Consider the following 18,079-nt stretch of genomic DNA (forward strand, 5'->3'; position numbering starts at 1 on the left):
AATGCATGTCGCCAAAATGCGCAACGTTTTTGGATAACATGATAATAACAAAAGTCTAAAGCGCGTCGCGTGAATCTCTTCAAGCGTAACGTGCTTTAAGGAGGAACGATCATGGCTGGCGACGCACCGCTCTGGATACCGACCAAAGACCAGATCGACGCGGCGCCGATGACCGCCTTCATGCAGGCCGCGGCGGCCGCAACCGGCAGGTTTTTTCCCTCCTACGGCGATCTTCATCGTTGGTCGATCGACGATCGCGAGGCGTTCTGGAGCCTGGTCTGGGAGTTTTGCGGGATCGTCGGCGACAAGGGCGCCAATGGGGGGATCAGTGGCGGCGAGCGCGTGCTTGTCGATGGCGAGAAGATGCCCGGCGCCGCCTTCTTTCCCGACGCCAAGCTTAACTTCGCCGAGAACCTGTTGAAAAAAACTGGGCTCGGTGACGCCATCGTCTTTCGCGGCGAGGACAAGGTCGAGCGCCGGCTCTCCTGGAACGAGTTGCATGCGCTGACCTCGCGGCTGCAGCAGCTTTTCCTGTCGCTCGGGGTGAAAAAGGGTGACCGCATCGCTGCCATGATGCCCAACATGCCGGAGACGGTGGCGGCAATGCTGGCGACAGCCTCGATCGGGGCCGTGTGGTCGTCCTGCTCTCCCGATTTCGGCGAGCAGGGCGTTCTGGACCGGTTCGGGCAGATCGAGCCTGTCGTCTTCATCGCGCCTGACGGTTACTGGTACAATGGCAAGGCGATCGAGGTTGCCGACAAGATCGCGGCCGTTGCGGCAAAGCTCGTCACCGTCCGCAAGATCCTGATCGTCGACTATCTCGGCACGTCGACCGACGTGGCGGCGACCATCGAGAAGGCGACTGCGCTGGACGAGGCGCTCTCATCGTTCGCTGCCAAGTCGGTCACCTTCGAACGGTTGCCGTTCGCGCATCCGCTCTACATCCTGTTTTCTTCCGGAACGACCGGCATCCCCAAATGCATTGTCCATTCGGCCGGCGGAACGCTGATCCAGCATGTCAAGGAAGAACGGCTCCACGCCGGCCTGCTCGACGGCGACCGCTTCTTTTATTTCACCACCTGCGGCTGGATGATGTGGAACTGGCTGGTCTCAGGCCTGGCGTCGGGCGCAACCCTTCTGCTTTATGACGGGTCGCCCTTCTACCCCGACGGCAACGTGCTGTTCGACTTCGCCGACGCCGAGAAGATGACCTATTTCGGCACCTCGGCCAAATTCATCGATTCCGTGCGCAAGGCCGGCCTCAGGCCGATCAACACGCACGATCTTTCCAGCGTGCGCACGATCTCCTCCACCGGCTCGCCACTGTCGCCGGAAGATTTCCGCTTCGTCTATGACGGCATCAAGAAAGACGTGCATCTCGCCTCCATCTCCGGCGGCACCGACATCGTCTCCTGCTTCGTGCTCGGCGTGCCGATCGAACCGGTGTGGATCGGAGAGATCCAGGGACCTGGCCTCGGCCTCGCCGTCGATGTCTGGGACGACGACGGCCAGCCGCTCAGGCAGGAAAAGGGTGAGCTCGTCTGTACGAGAGCGTTCCCGGCGATGCCGATCGGCTTCTGGAACGATCCCGAAGGCAAGAAATACCACGCCGCCTATTTCGAGCGCTTCGACAATGTCTGGTGCCACGGTGACTTCGCCGAATGGACCGCCCATGGCGGCCTGATCATCCACGGCCGCTCCGACGCGACGCTCAACCCTGGCGGTGTGCGGATCGGCACGGCGGAAATCTACAATCAGGTCGAGCAGATGCCGGAAATCCTGGAAGCGCTGTGCATCGGCCAGGACTTCGACAACGACGTGCGCGTCGTGCTGTTCGTGCGGCTGGCGGCCGGCGTTGAACTCGACGCCGAGCTGGAAAAACGCATCCGGGCGAAAATCCGCAGCGGCGCGAGCCCGCGCCACGTGCCGGCTAAAATCGTCGCCGTCGCCGACATTCCACGCACCAAATCGGGCAAGATCACCGAGCTTGCGGTGCGCGACGTGGTGCATGGCCGTGCCGTCAAGAACAAGGAGGCGCTGGCCAATCCCGAAGCGCTCGAGCTGTTCCGCGACCTGCCGCAGCTGGCCGATTAGTTTCTCGAGGTCCAGGACATGAGAACCGTCAGGCGTTCAAACGGAGCCGAGCACGGTTAACGAAATATCTCGCTCGAATTTACCTAGATTTCATGAGTGGTACACATTGGTAAATTATTCGCGGTGCCGGTAAGGTTTTGTTAAGGGCCGACATCGATAGTCGTGCGTAACTTGAGGGAGAAATCCCGTTCCTCTAAATCCCCAGAGGATCTGAATTCGCTCAAGCCCCCGATGTACAGCAATCGATCATTCAAGGCGTCCTGTTGGACGCCTTTCTTTTGTGTGCCGAGCATGAGCCAAAAGTGGACACCGGTTTTGGGAAATCCGGTGCTCAAACAAAGAGATAGAGCGGCGACACGGACGGGCCGAAAGTCCGCTGCCCTAATCCGCCAGCACGCGGGTCGACGGGAAAGCGACTTCGACCAGAGTGCCCTCGCCGGGCGTCGAGTTGATGGTGAACCGGGCCCGGTTCGCCTCGACCATGGCCTTGGTCAGCGGCAGCCCGAGACCGGTGCCGTCGCCGCGCCCGCGCTTAAGCGCGTTGAGTTGCTTGAACGGCTTGAGCGCCTGCTCGATCTCGGACTGGCTCATGCCGATACCGGTGTCGCGCACGCGCATCACGACGTCGCCGGAGTTCTCGTAGGCTGTCGATACAATCACCTGGCCGCCGGCCTGCGTGTAGCGGATGGCATTCGACAGGATGTTCAGCGCGATCTGGCGTACGCTGCGCAGATCGGCCACCACTTCCGGCAGCCGGGAGGCGAAGCTGGAGCGGATGATGACACGTTCGCGGTTGGCTTGCGGCTGCATCATCGCCACCGTCTCGGCCAGCGTGTCGTTGAGCGACACTGCCTCATAGGCCATCTCCTGCTGGCCGGCCTCGATTTTCGAAATATCGAGCAGATCGTTGACCAGGTCGAGCACATGGTTGCCCGACCGGTTGATGTCGCGCAGATAGTCGCGGTAGCGGTCATTGGCGACCGGTCCGAATTTCTCGTCGACCATCAACTCGGAGAAGCCGATGATGGCGTTGAGCGGCGTGCGGATTTCGTGGCTGATGCGGGCGAGGAAGTCGGTCTTCTGCGAGGAAGCGCGCTCGGCCACGGCGCGCGCCTGGGTCAGATCCTCTTCGGCCCGCTTCCACTGGGTGATGTCGCGCACCACCGCGCAGAAACCGCTGTCGTTGGGCAGCCTGCCGATGGTCATGAACAGCGGAATGAAGCGCCCCTGCGCCTCGCGTCCGATCACCTCGCGGCCGTCGTTGAGCACGCTCGCCACGCCGGGCTCGGACAATCCGTCGATATAGTCTCGCGCGGCGCGCTGGCTTTCGATCGCGAACAGCGAGACGAAGGGTTTTCCGGTCACCTCGTCGCTGTCGAAACCGAACAGCGCCTCCGCCGGTCGGCTGATCGAGCGGATCGTTCCGTCTCGGCCGATCAGCACGACGCCGTCGGTCGCGGTGTCGATGATGGTGCGCATCTCGGCAATGCGCGCCTTGAGCTCCGAAGTGTCCGGCTGCGTCTGGTCGTCGGCGGCACCTGCTGCCTCGTCGTCGCCGGAACGGCGCACGACCAGCATCAGCGCCTTGCCGCCACGCCATGGCACCGAGCGCAAAATGGCCTCGATCGGGAACTCCTGACCGTCACGCGTCTTCAACCGCAGCGCGTGGTCGGTTCCATCGGAGGCGCTGCCGTCGTAAGGATCGGCAAACAGCGCGTCGAGGCCACCGGCATCCTCCAACTGGTCGAGCGTGTCATAGCCGGTCAGGCTGAGGAATTCCTCGTTCGCATAGTGAAGATCGTCGCCGGAATGGATCAGCAGCGGCACCGGCAGCTTGCCGAGGATCGAAATGTCCGGAGCCTTGTTGTCGTCCGCGGTCGAAAAAGCCGACGGCACGAACCCTTCGAGCTTGAGCGGCGGCACCGGCAGGCGCGGCCGCTCGACCGTCGTCGGCTCGACGTCGCCGGCATCGCCGATGCCATCGGTTGGCGAACCGGTTTCGCCGTCTTCGGGTCGCGCCGAGTCCTCGCTGTCTTCTGCATCGCGGAAATCGGCGGCCGTCATGCTGTCGGCGTCTTCGGCGATCGATCGACTGGCGGCGTCGGTGGGCTCAGCGATCTCCTGCGCCGGTTTGTCCGGCTCGGAGACCGGCGCACCGTCGCCATCGTCGGCGACGTAGTCCCGGTCGGCATAGTCGAGCAGCGAGCCTGAGAGGTCGGACACGGTTGCTTGCGGCTGCTCACCGTCGAGCCTTGCGACATCCTTCTCGTCTTCGACATCGGTTTCGGTCGGTTCCGCCGCAGCCGGCTCTGCCGCAATTGCGGCAGCGGGCTGTTCGGTCGGGGGATTGTCCTTCTTGAGCCGCTCGCCGATCTCACGGAATGCACTGCGTTCCAGCGTCGACAGGCCTTTATCGTTGGCCGGCTGCCTGTGCTCCGCCAACCGGATCACCTTGTCGGCTAAGCGCCGCTCCGGCTTCGGCACGATGGTCAGCGCCGGCACCTCGCCCTGGAACGGGTCGGTTTCGTCAGGCGTTTTGGCGACTTCCGGCTCGCCGGCCACGGGGACGTCGGCATTGGCGACAAGCGCCATGCCGATCGCTTCCGGATCGACCACCGCATCGCCGGTGCGAGCAACGCCGAATCCGCGAAAGCCTTCGAAGGCACGGCTGCGGCCGTAGACGGGCAGCGCCGCCAGGTCGACGGGTATCTTGAAATCGGTGCCGGCGACCGGCCACAGCACCGAGCGGCCGGACCAGGTATCGCGTCGGTCGAGCAGGCCGGCGATGTCGCCGGTCGCATCGAGGTCGAAGGTGGCCGCGACGTCCCTGAAGCGCCGGCCGATCACATCGGCGGCAGGCTTGCCGACGAGTTCCGCGAATTCCGTCGACAGCGCACTGAATCTGCCCTCGGCGTCGGTGCGCCAGACGAAACGCAGGGGCGCCGCCGCGCGGTCGATCGAGGGGATGGCATTTTTGACCGGGGAGGCGGCCCTGACGGCATTTTGTGCGAAGCTTTCCGCCGAAGCATCCGCCTCGACAGGACCGGATGCATCCGGTCCCGGCTTTTGCGCCTCCTCCTCGCTGGCGCTGAAATACCAATGGTCATGCTGTGGAGGTATCCCGCCGGCCGCTTCCGGACCCTGCTCGGTTGGCGCAGTTGAATGAGATCCGGTCGAATCGAGCCCAGTGGAATCGGGCCCACTGGAATCGGGAACATCATGCTCCGCCGACAGCGAAGTGTCTTCGTCGGCTGCCGCAAATGTCTGCACTGCCGCAGCCGTTTTCGCGACTGTTGCCGGCGGGTTGTCCTGTTGTGCTTTTGGCGGGACTGCGGCATCGGCCGCCGCCCCTGCGCTGAGCACGCCAGCAGGGGCTGCTTCGGAGTCCAGCTGGTTCTCGTCGATCACCACCAGCAGGTGCCGCTCGTCAGTCAGCCGGGCGAGGCCGGCCGGGTAGGAAGCGGTGCCGCCAGGAACGAGGCGTTTGACGACGCGACCGCTCTCGTTCGCAACATCGGCGACAAGCGCTGTCAGCGTTTCGGGCAGGATGCCGAGTGCCGAAAAATCATCGGAAGCGGCCTCTATGTTGCCGTTGGCATCGACGAAGGCGATGAAATGACCGTCTTCGGTAAAGCCGCTGATGGCCCGAGCGGCAAGCTCGGCGGCGCTGCGCGAGCCGGTCTGCGTCGCCGGCACCGCCAGCATGATGGCGTTTTCGCCGTCAGGCATTGTCACCGCGCTGGCCAGAAAGCCAACCGCGCGGCTGGTCAGCCCGGTTGCCAGCCGCACCGTGATGGCGCGGTCGCGGCCGATCTGTGGAAAACCGCTTGTCGCCATGATCTGGCGCCTGGCGATCGGCGGCAAGCCGGCCGAGGCGCCGATGATCGCCTCCATGTCGGGGTAGCCGAACACCGCTGCCCCTGGTCCGTTGGCCCAGATCACCTGTTCGAGGTCTGCCGACAAAAGGGCGATCGCGTCGCCGGCGGCAAAGCGCTGGCGGACCGCGTCGAGCACGGCGACGTCGAGGAAGGAGTAGTTTTCAGACGGCATGCGCTTTGGGAACCCTTACGAAGCGGGCAGTTTGCAGTTAACGCTTTGTTAATAAAAGCCGACGGTGCGAAGGTCCACAAGCCATAGCGTGCAACCGCCGGAATCTCTGGGCGCGTGGTTAACGCTGGGAGAGAAAATTTATGGTGCGCTGCAACAAAGATATTGCAATGCACAAGATTTGCCTTTATATTGCCATCATACATGAACGAGACGGCTTTCCTATCGAAGCCGCTACCACTGCAAAGGATGGAAAATTGTCCAGGACCAAGACCGCTGATACTATCGAAAACGTTGAATTCCCGAGCTTCGACGCTTCCAAGGCCACCGACCAGATCCGTGCTTTCGCCGAAAAGGGCGTCGAGCAGTCGAAAGAGGCCTATGCCAAGCTGAAGACCGGCGCCGAAGAGACCCAGAAGGCCCTTGAGTCCACCTTTGAGACCGCCAAGACCGTTTCCAACGACCTGTCGCTCAAGACCATTGCCGCTCTGCGCGCCAATACTGAAGCCGGCTTGTCGCATTTCGAAGCTCTGATCGGCGCCAAGTCGCTGTCGGAAGTCGTCGAACTGCAGACCGCATTCCTGCGCAAGCAGGTCGAGATGACTGTCGAGCAGGCAAAGGATTTCCAGACCGTCGCCTCCAAGGCGGCCGAGGACGTCTCCAAGCCGATCAAGACCGCCTTCGAGAAGGCGATGAAGGAAGTTAAGATCGCCTAATATTTGCGCATAGTTCGAAGATGCAACAAAAGGTCGCATTTCTTCGAACAGGATTATGTGAGATATAGTGGTCCAAGCGAATACCCGGCGGGTGGAACCTCCTCCCTCTGCTCTCCGGGATGACCAGCCAGCACCTCCTCCCGCTGGCTCGGAACAGGAAAAGGCCGGCACCTCCTCCCGCCGGCCTTTTTCTTTGCCCGGCGAATATGATGTCGGTGCCGGAGCACCCTTTGCCTACAGCGCCGGCGCCTTCCTGGACGCGCAAAGCACGCTGCGGAACCCTGGGATTTTGCGCATGATCCCCAGCGAAATCGATTCTGATTTTCCGGGCCATGCGCGGCCAAAAGCCTTGAATTAAACTCCGATAGCCCGTATGGACGCATCGCCGAACGACAGAGCGGGTCTCGGAGGATGAACGTTCCATCCCGCTCAGGCGAACGTGCCGTTGTAGCTCAGATGGTTAGAGCGCCGGATTGTGGATCCGGAGGTCGCTGGTTCGATCCCAGCCAACGGTACCATTGGTGCACGGTCGCCTTCTTCGGTTTCGGCCGCTTCTCTTGGCTACAGATGTCCGTTCTTACGGAGGGACCGGTCGGTGCCCCGCTTGGTTCGGATTCCTGATGCATGTTGCGCAAAAGCATGCCCTCGGGCCTGACCCGAGGGTGCGCAGCGTAAAGCGCTTCGCATGAATTCCTTCAAACGCGACGCGCTTTAGCCTTTGTCGAGCTTCCGAGTAACGGCGATGTGATGCGAGATTTAGTTACCCACCATCTCAGGCGACACGTGCGGCGAAGATGTCCTTCTTCACCACCGCATGCACCCCCCAGTTTCCATCGACGACCTGGGTGATGCCGAAGTCTACTCCGATCGACATCAGGGAAATCGCCTCGTCCTCTGTCAGTCCTTTGGTTGTCATGAGGAAGTGGCGCATCTTCCGGAACGCATCGCGCAGCGCTCTGTCGACAGACGACTTCGAATAGATGTCGCTCTGAGCGCTCGGTCCCAGTTCCTCAAGATAGTTGGCGTAGGAAAACCCATGCACCAGCCAGTCCGTTTGCGTCTCGAGCATGGGGTAGTTGAGCTCCTCGAGCGGTGTGCCGGCTAGGTCCGCTTTCTTGTGCAAGATGAGCTGGAACGTGCCGGTGAGCGAGCATTCGATCGCCGTCCCGCATAATTCGCTGTCGCCTTGGCTGGCATGGGGATCACCGACCGAGAGCAGCGCGCCGTCGACGGAGACCGGATAATACATCGTGGCGCCCTTGCCGATGCGCCAGTTATCGATGTTGCCGCCGGTGTAGCTCGGCGGGATGGTGTCTACGACGTCCGCTTCTTTCGGTGCCAGTCCGATCGTGCCAAAATGCGGGCGAATGGGCAGTCTCACGCCCTTCAGCACATCGTAGTTTCGTTTGGTCAGGCTGTGGTCGACCGGAACCCCGGGATAGTCGATCGTGTCATGCCTGACGCCAAACGGGTCAGTCTGCGGCACCCATTGGAAATTGTAGACCGCTTCGGCCCAGCTTTTGCCGCCGGCAACGTCGACCTCGTAGATGGTGACGACCTCGCGCTTGGTGCCGCCAAGGAGATCATTGTAGTGGAAGCCCCAATTGGCCGCCGCGTTGGAGCCATATGATTTGCCGCTGAACTTGGGATTGCCAGAGGGACGCGGCCCGCAATCGAGAATCCGCACCTCTAATATGTCGCCCGGCTCCGCGTTGCGAACATAGACCGGGCCGGTCATGATGTGCACGCCCTGCCCCTCACCAGAACCTTTCTTGTACTTGGCCGGGTCGGTAGGGCCGGCACCGCGGCGGTCGACGCCCTTCTTCTCTTTCGTCCAGAGATAGACGCTCTCTGCACCCTCGTCGCCGTCAACCATGCGCTCCAGGTCATCGCCCGCATGGTGGGTGAGCGACTCGATCGTGACGATGTCGCCGGAATTGACCTCGATGCGCGGCTTCAGCGATTTGCTGAAGTAGCCCCAATGCACGGTCTCGGCGTTGGCCGGCAAATAATGATAGGCGCATTGTGCAGGCAGCTTCGATGACGTGGCCTGCGCCAGTGCGGGTGTGACCAGCGAGATGCCACCGGCGCCCAGCGTGGCCAGACCGCTGGCCGCGAACAGGCCCCCCTTCAGAAAGCCGCGTCGCTCGGCATTTAGATCTTGCTTCAACTTGTTGTAGTGAAGCTCGAAATGCGGACAGCTGATATCATCGCCTTTGCACATGAACAGTCCCCTTGTTTTTGTTGGAAGGAATGTGCGCGATTTTATGCATCACGCGCGCCATCGGCAATCCAGCCAGCCGGCCGCGAAATCAATGCATCGCGCTGTTGCCTAAATAAATACGTGTCAATTCAATGGCTTACGCTCACGCCGGCAAGACCGGCGAGCTTGAGCTCCGCCTGGTGACAGGGTAAAGTCAAGAGATTGTTCGCATGCGCACAAATACTGTCGCCGGCGTCGCGCTAAAGTGAATCTCGGCGGGCGGGTCGCCTGATGGACGTAACGCGCCCCGGAAAGGCCGCTGCAGTATGCAACAAAGACCCTCTTCTCTTATGGTTGCGGCTCTGCGATCGATCGACCATCTGCCCCTCGAACACCGCGACAAGGCGTGGCTCGACTGGTTTGAGGAGCTTTCGCTTTCCGCGTCTGTCGACGACCAGCCGATCCCGAGAGGCACCATGCACCTGCGGGCAGCGAACGCCACCACGCGCCTCGCCGACGTATCTGGTACACCCCAGCGCATCGTGCCGATGCGCCGGGACCACGGGATTCTATTCGCTCTCATCGTTGCTGGGCGCGGGCGTCTTGTCGCCCCGCACCAGGCGTTCGATCTCGCTGACGGCGATATGATGGTGCTCGGCACGGCCGACGACTGGTCTATGACCTTTCGCAGTGACTTCCGCGCGTTCATACTTCAGGCGGCCGCCGGTCCGCTGGAAGCACGGCTGGGCCGCAGCGGCATCCGCTTGCCGAAGGTGCTAGGCAGCACCGTCGTCGCTGCGGTTGCGAAATCCGGATTGCGAACGCTGGGCTCCAATCTCGAGACTTCCGGTGCGGCCGATCTGACAGCCGCCGAAGTGGCTTTGACGGAACTCGTGGCAAGCGCCCTGCTTGGCGAGGTACGTGAGCCCGCTGGCAGCCTGACCGGGGTGCAAGCGGCGCATTTCAGGCGCGTCGCGGCGACGATTGACGCCCGGCTGTCGGACCCGGATCTTGCCTTGGCCCTGATCGCGAGACTGGAAGGGCTTTCCGTACGCTACGCGCAAAAACTGTTCGAGGGGCGCGGCGAAAGCTTCTCCGAATATGTGCGCCAGCAGCGCCTCGAACATTGCCGCATCGACCTGGCGGATCCCAACCATGCACATGAAAGCGTGGCCGCGATCGGACAGCGCTGGGGCTTTCGCGATCAATCGCATTTCAGCCGCACTTTCGGCGCGACGTTTGGAATGAGTCCCAGGCAGGTGAGGCGCGCTAGGTCACAGACGGAGGAAGCTTATCCGCTGCGCGGCAAACCGGACGGCCGCAAGTCGGCGGCGGCGCGGCCGGCCCCGATGCTGCAGGCCGCTATGGATCGCCCGCCAACGGCAAGAGCGCGCGAACGGACGGACCATTGGCACTTGCCAGCAACAGCGGAGACCGTGCATTGGGGCTTTTTCAGCCGCTCGCTGCCGCCGGTGTTGCGCGTCGATTCGGGCGACTCAGTCACCGTTGAGACACTCACTCAGCACGCGGGCGACGACTGGCAGCGGATGGTGGCGGGTGACAGCGGGGCTGAAAGCGTGTTCGATTGGTCGCCCGAATACAAGCGCGTCGACCGTCGCGGGGCCGGTCCGGCAAACGCTTCCATCTTCGGGCGCGGCGCTGGCGAGGGGTTCGGCGTTCACATCATGACTGGCCCGATCTATGTGCGCGGCGCCGAGCCCGGCGACTTACTCGAGATCGAGTTCGTCGAAATTCGGCCACGGCCGAGCGCTGCCTTTCCCGGCAAGGCCTTCGCATCGAACGTATCGGCGTGGTGGGGGTATCAGTATCACGACCGTCTGGACCGGGATGCCAAACGCGAAACGGTGACTATCTTCGAGATCGACATGCGGTGCCCGGCCGCAGCGCGGCCGCTGTACAGCTACGAATGGCAGCCGCAGACCGACCCCTTCGGCGTTGTCCACGCGACGATCGACTATCCTGGCATACCCGTCGACCACAGCAAGGTTTCGCATCGCGACTTGAGTGGTAGCGGCGTGCGCATACCGGCGCGCCTGCATTTCGGGTGCATCGCGGTGGCTCCGCGCGAGGCTGACCTGGTCGATTCCATCCCGCCGGGCTATTTCGGCGGCAATATCGACAATTGGAGGATCGGAGCCGGCGCGAAGCTTTATTTGCCCGTTGCGGTTCAGGGCGCACTGCTCTCGCTCGGCGATGGACATTTCGCGCAGTCGGACGGCGAGATCAATGGCACGGGTCTTGAGTGTTCGCTGACCGGCGACATCATCATCAAGCTGCATAAGGCGGGCGAAGGGTGCCCGGCTTTCCTGCGCGGTCTCAACTCGCCGCTCATCGAAACCGAGCACAGCTGGGTGATACAGAGTTTTAGCCATCCCAACTACCTCGGGGACCTCGGCAGCAACGCGCAGTCGGACGTCTACAAGACATCCACCATCGAGTTGGCGCTGCGCAACGCCTTCCGCCAGACGCGCCGATTCATTATGCAGACATACGATCTCACGGAGGACGAGGTGTTGAGCATCATGTCGCTTGCCGCCGACTTCGGCATTACGCAAGTCGCCGACGGCAATTTCGGCGTGCACGCCACGATCACCAAGGCCGTGTTCGGCGAGCGACAGCACAGCCAGCGTACCGCTCGCCCCTGACCACCCATGATCAGAGATCACGCAGCGGTTTCATTGGTGGCGTGTGCCCTCACAACTCCGTGGCGTGCTCTTTTAGTGTCACCTCAAGCGCCTGGCTTAGCGGCACCGCCTTGGAGAATAGGAAGCCCTGAGCAGTTCTGCAGCCGAGCTTGTACAGAATTTGCCGGTCCGCCTCTGTTTCGACGCCCTCGGCCATGACATCGATCCCGAGCGCCCGACCAAGATCGATCACCGTTTTGACAAGCAGCCGGTCCTCCCGAGACTTGGCTAGGCCGCGAATGAAGCCTTGGTCTATTTTCACCTTGCGTATCCGACTGTCCTTGAGCGATGCCAACGTGGAAAAGCCGGTGCCGAAGTCATCGAGCGCGATGGAAATGCCGGCATGTGAAAGCCGTCCGAGCTTTTCATCCAGTCTTTCCGGGTCCACTGGAGATTCTTCGGTAATCTCGATTTCGAACATCGTTGTCGGGAGGTCTTTTGCCGCCAGACCATTCAGAACCATGTCGTCGATATCGCCGGCTTCCAATTCGCGCGGTGAAACATTCATTGCCACACGAACATCTCGACGGTCAGCTTTCACCAGGCCGTCGATAAGAGCACAACAGTCGGAGAATACCGTTTGCGTTAACAGTTGAAGCATTCCGGTTTCGCGTGCGGCTGTCATGATTTCGGGTGGAGAGATGGAACCATGGATCGGATGGGACCATCTCAGCAAGGCTTCAAAACCGATCACGGCCTCGGTATCGAGTCTTACGATGGGCTGGAACCAAGGTGCCACCCTTCTCGCCTCTAGAGCCGAATGAAGGTCGCGTTCGATGGACTGGCGACGTTGCAAATCCCTGTCGAGTTCGGCATCGAACAGGCGAAATTCGTTCCTGCCACGACGCTTGGCAGTGTAAAGAGCGACATCCGCCCGCAGCAACATTTCCGTCAGCCCCGGCCTTTCAGCCAAGTATATTCCGATCGCTGCACCGATCCGGACGGACGCGACCTCACGATAGGGGCTGGCGACTTTGGCTATGATGTTGGATGCGAGGGTACTGGGAGAAAGCGAACTCGTGAGTGAGGGAAAAAACAGCACAAACTCATCGCCGCCGATACGGGCGAGCGTTGAGCCTGCCGGCGCTGCCTGCTCTATGCGGCGGGCGATCATGACGAGCAATTCATCACCGGTCCTGTGACCGTAGGTATCGTTGACGGATTTGAAGCCGTCCAGATCAATCAGCATTGCAACGAAGGGGCCGTCTGTATTCTCGAACTGATTGATCGCGTGTTCGAGACCCCGTCTGTTGAGAAGGGCCGTCAGGTGGTCCTCCCTGGAATTGCGCTCCATTTCCGCCGCAAGCCGCTCCGCCTCATGTCTCAGGCGGCTTGCTTCGCGGAAGCGGGCTTGCCCTACAAACGAGCCTCGAACCAAGCCGCCCACGAAGAGCAGAACGGCAAAGGCCAGAATGTAATCTTCAAAGTTGCCTTTCGCCAACAGGCAACCCATCGCGATCACAAGCGGCGGCGTGATGAAGTTGATCGCGGCCGCGGCATATGAACTGCCGTATGTAACCGCACCAGCTGAGATGCCTGCCAGAATAATCAGATGCAGCGGCGCTTGCGGCGTTGTGTAGCCAACGGTAAGGACGGCAAGAAAGGACCAGGCAAACCCTGACAGAAGAGCAAGGATGCCAAACCAGCGAAGCCGCTGCGAAATCCCTGTTAAATCGTCCTGATCCCCCGTCTCGTTTAGCTGATAACGGGCGAGTCCGAGGCGGGCGGCATTTATGGCATTGACAACCAGGAACCAGATTGCGGCGGCAAAGCCCCCGCCAGAAAAGGCCTGCACTGTCAAAATCAGGCCTGATAGCATAGTGCTTATCGGCATCGATACGAAGAGACCGGCCTTCAGATCAGCAAGCTGATCTTGAAGGATTCTGGCCTCCAGCGCGTTTTCTTTCTTTAGGGCCATAGACCAGTCGGTTCGCTTCCCATGCCGATTCGCAACGTAAGCTTATGCAAGCCCACTGAAGGACGGGTTAACTACTCATTGTATCAGCCTTCTGCGAGGCCTTTGTATGAATCCTCCTCATTTGTGCGGTGATAGAGAACATGGATCGGCAGCATCCTGACGCTCGGGAATAACTTAAGGCGCGTCGCATGCATCCGTTCAAACGCGACGTGCTTAGGGGCTGCGCTGCCTACCTGTCAGCCGCAATCGTCCCCTGCAGCCATTGCGTGATGGCGTCGAAAGCGATCGGTCTGGTCGTGTCGACGTCAAGCAGCGGTCCGCGCCGCAGCGGCTCGGCGCGCTTGGCCAGTTCGATCAGTTCGGGGATGTAGGCCGCGCCGGGATGGCCGGCGGGACGCTGGTCGAGCCTTGCGCGATAGCGCTCGGCCAGAACCTCGCCGGGCGCATGGCACCAGATCTCGGCGGTCTGCTCGACGCCGGCGCTGCGCAGGTGATCCTCGAGCACCTGGCGCGGTTGGAAGCCGAACCAGGCGTCGATGACAAATGTGGCGCCCGCCGGGGCCTCGCCGACGACCGACCAGATGGCCTGGTAACTGGCGCGGCCGAGTATGCGGTTGAATTCGCGATCGCCGCCGCCGAGCACTTCGAGGAACGGGTTCTTGATCGTATCGAGCGCCAGCAATGGCCAGCCCATGCGCGCGGCGATGCCGCGCGAGACCGTGCTTTTGCCGCTGGCGGGGATGCCGTTGACGAGCACGGCGCGCCGGCCGGGCACGGCGCGCCTGGTGCGATCGAGCCGGGCGGTCGGCAAGGGTACTGGCGAGCCTTCTGCAACTGCTGATTGTGCAACTGCCGCTTGCGCGGCGAGCGCTTGCAGACCGGCGCCGATGACCCCGGCGTCGTCACCCAGTTGCGCCGCTTCCACCGGGCATTGGTACCAGGGCGCCAGGGCAGGAGCCCTGGCAAGCGCCCGATCGGCCGCCAGGCCAAGTCCGCCGCCGAGCAGCACCAGGTCGGGGTCGAACATGGCCACGGTCGTGTCGATTGCCGCACGCAGCGGCCCGGCCCAGGCTTCCAATATACCGCGCGCCAAGGGATCGCCGCCCGCATCCCGGGCAAAAAGCTGATCGACCGAAACGTCCGGACCGAGGCCTGCCCGCGCGATGTGACGGCCAAGCGCCGTGCCTGAGCTGGTGGTTTCAACGCAGCCGCGCCGGCCGCAGACGCACGCTTCGCCTGATAGGTCGACGGTGATATGGCCGAGCTGCCCCGCCGTCCCTTTGCCGCGGACGATCCGCCGGTCCTGGACCACGGCACCGCCAATGCCGGTCCCGATCGTGAACATGACGATGCTTTCATGGCCTCTGGCAGCGCCGAGGGCCATTTCCGCGACCAGTGCCATGTTGCAGTCATTGTCGATCACCACGGGCTTGCCCGCCAGGCTTTCCAGTCGTTGCGCAGGGGAGACCGAGGCGAGGTTGACATAGCCCCCTGACAAGACCGCGCCAAGCCGCGCATCGACGCGGCCGGGGACGCCGATGCCGATGGCCGCAACTTCGGGACAATCGAGCCGGCGCACCATTTCGGCGATCCGGGAGAGCACGAGCTCGGGGTCCGGCGCGCTTTTCTCGGAAATGCGCTCGAGGATTTCGCCCGTGCCGGAAACACGGGCGGCGCGCAGATTGGTGCCGCCGATATCGATTCCTATGGCCATCGAACCAGAGCCTGTTCCATTTCGACTAAATCGAAATGGGGCTCTATCTTGCTGTTTGACCATGATCTTCTCCGAAAACCGGTCCCCACTTTTCGGGATCATGGTCAGAGGCATGACGTCCCGTGCGTGCCTGGTGTGAACGTCGGATAGCTACAGCGCCGCGCATCCTGGTGCGCACAGGACGCTATAGTACTTTGATTTGCGCATGATCCTTTTCGAAGATCGACTTCGATTTTGCATCCGCGGACCTTCGGTTCGGGGTCATCTGCTAAGCGGCTTGCTGCCGGTAGTTTCCGATCACCGCCTGAAGCTCGCGCAATCTCGACACCGCGATAGTCCTGAGCCTTTCACGCTGAATGTCACGGTCGAGCGAGATGCAGTCCTTCCACAGCGACCGGCCGGCGATGACGCCTGACGCGCCGTTCTGCATCGCGATCTCGACCTGGCCCAGGAAGGTTGCGTGGTTGACGCCGGCGGAGAGGACCGCCCAAGGCACCTCGCCAGCCATTCTGCTGATCCTGGCGCAGGCTTCCGGCGTTCCGGGATAAGGAAGCTTGAGCACCTTTGCCCCGCATTCCAGCGAAATACGGGTGCCCTCTTCGACGAGCCAGGGGATCTTGGCCGTATACTCTTCAAGGCTTTCCGCTTCGAGCTGATAGGTCAGGAACTCGACGACGAGCAGGAGGTCCTCTTGCGCGAAATCGGCGATGCATTGGCGCAGAATGGCGACATTATGCTCGTTCGCCTCAGGCCTGTCGGGCCTGAGATAGACCATGATCTTGCCGCCGGTGCCGCCGAGCTCGCGCACGCGGCGCGCGCCGATGCCGGGAACGAGACGCGACAGGCGGTAGCCGGCAGGCGAGACGTCGAAGCCCGAAGCGTCGAGGCCGATGAGCAGAGCCGTATCGCGGCTCAGCACCCCGTCATCGACAACCCGCGGCACCGCGCAGAGCGGGTCGAGCAGCACGCAGGATGCCTGGCTGGCGAGGTATCGCGTGATGTCCGACTTGGTGTCGCCCAGCATGTCGTTGGTGATCTTGGCCTGTTCTTCAGGGTCCGACGCAAGCAAGCTTCGCATGCCGCCGCGCTGGTCACAGGCGATGGCCATCATCGCCCCGTCCTTGCCGCATATCTGCTGGTAGCCGCGCAACTCTGCGGTCGTCATCTTTGTCATGGGTCTTCTGTCCGATGTTGGCGCCCATTCACCGGGGCGCAGATCAGTGGAAACAAGAAAGGTTCAGTTTTACCTGCCTCCCGACAGGAGGTTTTGCCGCTTTGCTGCGCTATCGGACCGAGAAATTCGGCCTTGGCCGCAATCTGCCGTGGAAACCAGCCCACGTTGCGAGTCAGCCGGATTTGCGCGATAACTCCCATCGGTCGATGGGTCTGTAACACATTGCTGAAAGGAATTGCAAGCTGTCTGCACCTCCCGCACAAGATGCACCCGCATCGCGGACGATGCTGCATACGGTCGCCAAACTGCACTATGAGGCGGACATGTCGCAGGTCGATATCGCGCGGCGGCTTGGCGTCTCCACCGCGACCATATCGCGCCTCCTGCAGCGGGCGAGAGCGGAGGGCATCGTGCGGATCGAAGTTCTCGATCTTGCAACCCCCGAAGGCATCACCACGCAACTGGTCGAGGCACTCGGGCTGCGTGACGCGGCGGTCATCGAAACGCCGTCAGCCGGTGCGCTGGCGGCGCTCGCTGCGCCGCTCGGCGCCTTGCTCAAGCAAGCGGGACTGACGGCCGGCAAGGTCGTCGCCATCGGCTGGGGGCGAGCCATTCGCGAGGTGATCCAGGCAGGCCTGCCGCGCATTCCCGGCGTTCTTACCGTCGCTGCCACCGGCGGCATGCAGCAGCAGGCGGCGCATTTTCAGATCAACGAGTTTGTGCGGCTGGCCGCAGAAGAGCTGGGCGGGACGCCGCATTTCATCCATGCGCCCTATCTGCCGTCGTCCGAATTGCGTGAGGTCTTCCTCGGCGATGCGGCCATCCGCGACAGCGTCGCGCTTTGGGACCGCACCGACGTTGCGATCGTTGGCATCGGCCTGCCCCATGCCATCAATCCGCCCGAAGCGAGCGCGGCCACGCTGAGCGAACAGGCCCTGTTTCATGCGGCGGGAGACGTCATCCGCCACTACTTCGACGCCGAAGGCAAGCTCATCCCGTGGGAGGGGGAGGGCCGGATGATCGCAATGTCGCCGGCCCAGCTTCGAGCCGTCCCGCTGGTGATCGGCGTTGCCGCCTCGCCGGAGAAGGCGAAGGCGATCATAGGTGCCGTCCGCGCCAGGCTCATCAATGCTCTGGTGACGGACACGAAGACGGCCCAGGCCATTCTCGAGGCTCTCTTGCCCCGATAATGCTGGGCACGCCGATACGTGACATCGGCACAGCTGATCGATTCCAGACCGATCGACACCCAACCCGCAGCCGCGAAATCATCGCCGCGAAATCATCAGTTGTGTCGTCAAGGCGTTGGGGCAATAGTCTGCGGGAGGGGCTCTGCGGAGCAGACAGATGGTGTCCGGTTTGAAAGCGTTTCGATCCCGGAAATGTGCGGTTGCAATTTCTTTCAGCAAAGTGTTACAACATTGCAGCTAGGCAAGCATGCGCGCCGAGCGGCGCAGTTTCCTGCACCTTGCGGAGGCTCGTAACGGGACTGCGCATCAGGCTGGTCG

Annotated in this window: 9 protein-coding genes and 1 tRNA gene; 5 read left to right on the forward strand and 5 right to left on the reverse strand. The window is 62.0% G+C overall.

Annotated elements, in window-relative coordinates; translation table 11 throughout:
- The first annotated feature begins 111 nt into the window (after positions 1 to 111).
- A complete protein-coding gene (locus AC0L3O_RS00860) occupies positions 112 to 2,094 on the forward strand; it encodes an acetoacetate--CoA ligase (RefSeq protein ID WP_473534339.1) in 1,983 nt (660 codons plus the stop codon).
- Between the two features lie 381 nt (positions 2,095 to 2,475).
- Here AC0L3O_RS00860 and AC0L3O_RS00865 read toward each other — a convergent pair whose 3' ends face one another.
- Positions 2,476 to 6,144 carry a PAS domain S-box protein gene (locus AC0L3O_RS00865; protein ID WP_473534340.1) on the reverse strand — a complete coding sequence of 1,223 codons (3,669 nt, stop codon included), beginning with the start codon at positions 6,142 to 6,144 and terminating at the stop codon, positions 2,476 to 2,478.
- Positions 6,145 to 6,398: 254 nt separating this feature from the next.
- On the opposite strand from AC0L3O_RS00865, the gene AC0L3O_RS00870 reads away from it, so the two are divergent.
- Entirely contained in the window at positions 6,399 to 6,857 is a 459-nt protein-coding gene (locus AC0L3O_RS00870) for a phasin (RefSeq protein WP_128166139.1), read from the forward strand.
- Between the two features lie 441 nt (positions 6,858 to 7,298).
- Positions 7,299 to 7,375, forward strand: a tRNA-His gene (locus AC0L3O_RS00875).
- 254 nt (positions 7,376 to 7,629) lie between these two features.
- Here the strand turns inward: AC0L3O_RS00875 and AC0L3O_RS00880 are convergent.
- Entirely contained in the window at positions 7,630 to 9,081 is a 1,452-nt protein-coding gene (locus AC0L3O_RS00880; RefSeq protein WP_473614488.1) for an acetamidase/formamidase family protein, read from the reverse strand.
- Positions 9,082 to 9,410: 329 nt separating this feature from the next.
- Between AC0L3O_RS00880 and AC0L3O_RS00885 the strand changes: the two genes are divergently transcribed.
- Positions 9,411 to 11,726 (forward strand): acetamidase/formamidase family protein, encoded by a 2,316-nt coding sequence (locus AC0L3O_RS00885; protein WP_473614490.1) that lies wholly within the window; start codon positions 9,411 to 9,413, stop codon positions 11,724 to 11,726.
- A 49-nt stretch (positions 11,727 to 11,775) separates the two neighbouring features.
- On the opposite strand, the gene AC0L3O_RS00890 is transcribed toward AC0L3O_RS00885, so the two are convergent.
- From AC0L3O_RS00890 to AC0L3O_RS00900, 3 genes are all read right to left on the reverse strand, one after another.
- Positions 11,776 to 13,683, reverse strand: coding sequence for a putative bifunctional diguanylate cyclase/phosphodiesterase (locus AC0L3O_RS00890; RefSeq protein WP_473614491.1), 1,908 nt, complete (start codon positions 13,681 to 13,683; stop codon positions 11,776 to 11,778).
- Positions 13,684 to 13,912: 229 nt separating this feature from the next.
- The gene (locus AC0L3O_RS00895) at positions 13,913 to 15,397 is read right to left on the reverse strand and encodes an ROK family protein (protein ID WP_473534344.1); all 1,485 of its coding nucleotides are present in this window, start codon (positions 15,395 to 15,397) and stop codon (positions 13,913 to 13,915) included.
- Positions 15,398 to 15,665: 268 nt separating this feature from the next.
- Positions 15,666 to 16,571: a tagatose-bisphosphate aldolase gene (locus AC0L3O_RS00900; protein ID WP_473534345.1), complete on the reverse strand. Its 906-nt coding sequence runs from the start codon at positions 16,569 to 16,571 to the stop codon at positions 15,666 to 15,668.
- A gap of 284 nt (positions 16,572 to 16,855) precedes the next feature.
- Here AC0L3O_RS00900 and AC0L3O_RS00905 point away from each other — a divergent pair, with 284 nt between their 5' ends.
- Positions 16,856 to 17,761, forward strand: coding sequence for a sugar-binding transcriptional regulator (locus tag AC0L3O_RS00905; RefSeq protein ID WP_023800329.1), 906 nt, complete (start codon positions 16,856 to 16,858; stop codon positions 17,759 to 17,761).
- Positions 17,762 to 18,079: the final 318 nt, after the last annotated feature.

This window comes from Mesorhizobium sp. WSM4810 (assembly GCF_055811235.1).

Coding starts and splice junctions, on each gene's coding strand:
- AC0L3O_RS00890 (WP_473614491.1), bottom strand. CDS start 13,683: ATGGCCCTAAAGAAAGAAAACGCGCTGGAGGCCAGAATCCTTCAAGAT.
- AC0L3O_RS00865 (WP_473534340.1), bottom strand. CDS start 6,144: ATGCCGTCTGAAAACTACTCCTTCCTCGACGTCGCCGTGCTCGACGCG.
- AC0L3O_RS00895 (WP_473534344.1), bottom strand. CDS start 15,397: ATGGCCATAGGAATCGATATCGGCGGCACCAATCTGCGCGCCGCCCGT.
- AC0L3O_RS00905 (WP_023800329.1), top strand. CDS start 16,856: ATGCTGCATACGGTCGCCAAACTGCACTATGAGGCGGACATGTCGCAG.
- AC0L3O_RS00900 (WP_473534345.1), bottom strand. CDS start 16,571: ATGACAAAGATGACGACCGCAGAGTTGCGCGGCTACCAGCAGATATGC.
- AC0L3O_RS00880 (WP_473614488.1), bottom strand. CDS start 9,081: ATGTGCAAAGGCGATGATATCAGCTGTCCGCATTTCGAGCTTCACTAC.
- AC0L3O_RS00885 (WP_473614490.1), top strand. CDS start 9,411: ATGGTTGCGGCTCTGCGATCGATCGACCATCTGCCCCTCGAACACCGC.
- AC0L3O_RS00860 (WP_473534339.1), top strand. CDS start 112: ATGGCTGGCGACGCACCGCTCTGGATACCGACCAAAGACCAGATCGAC.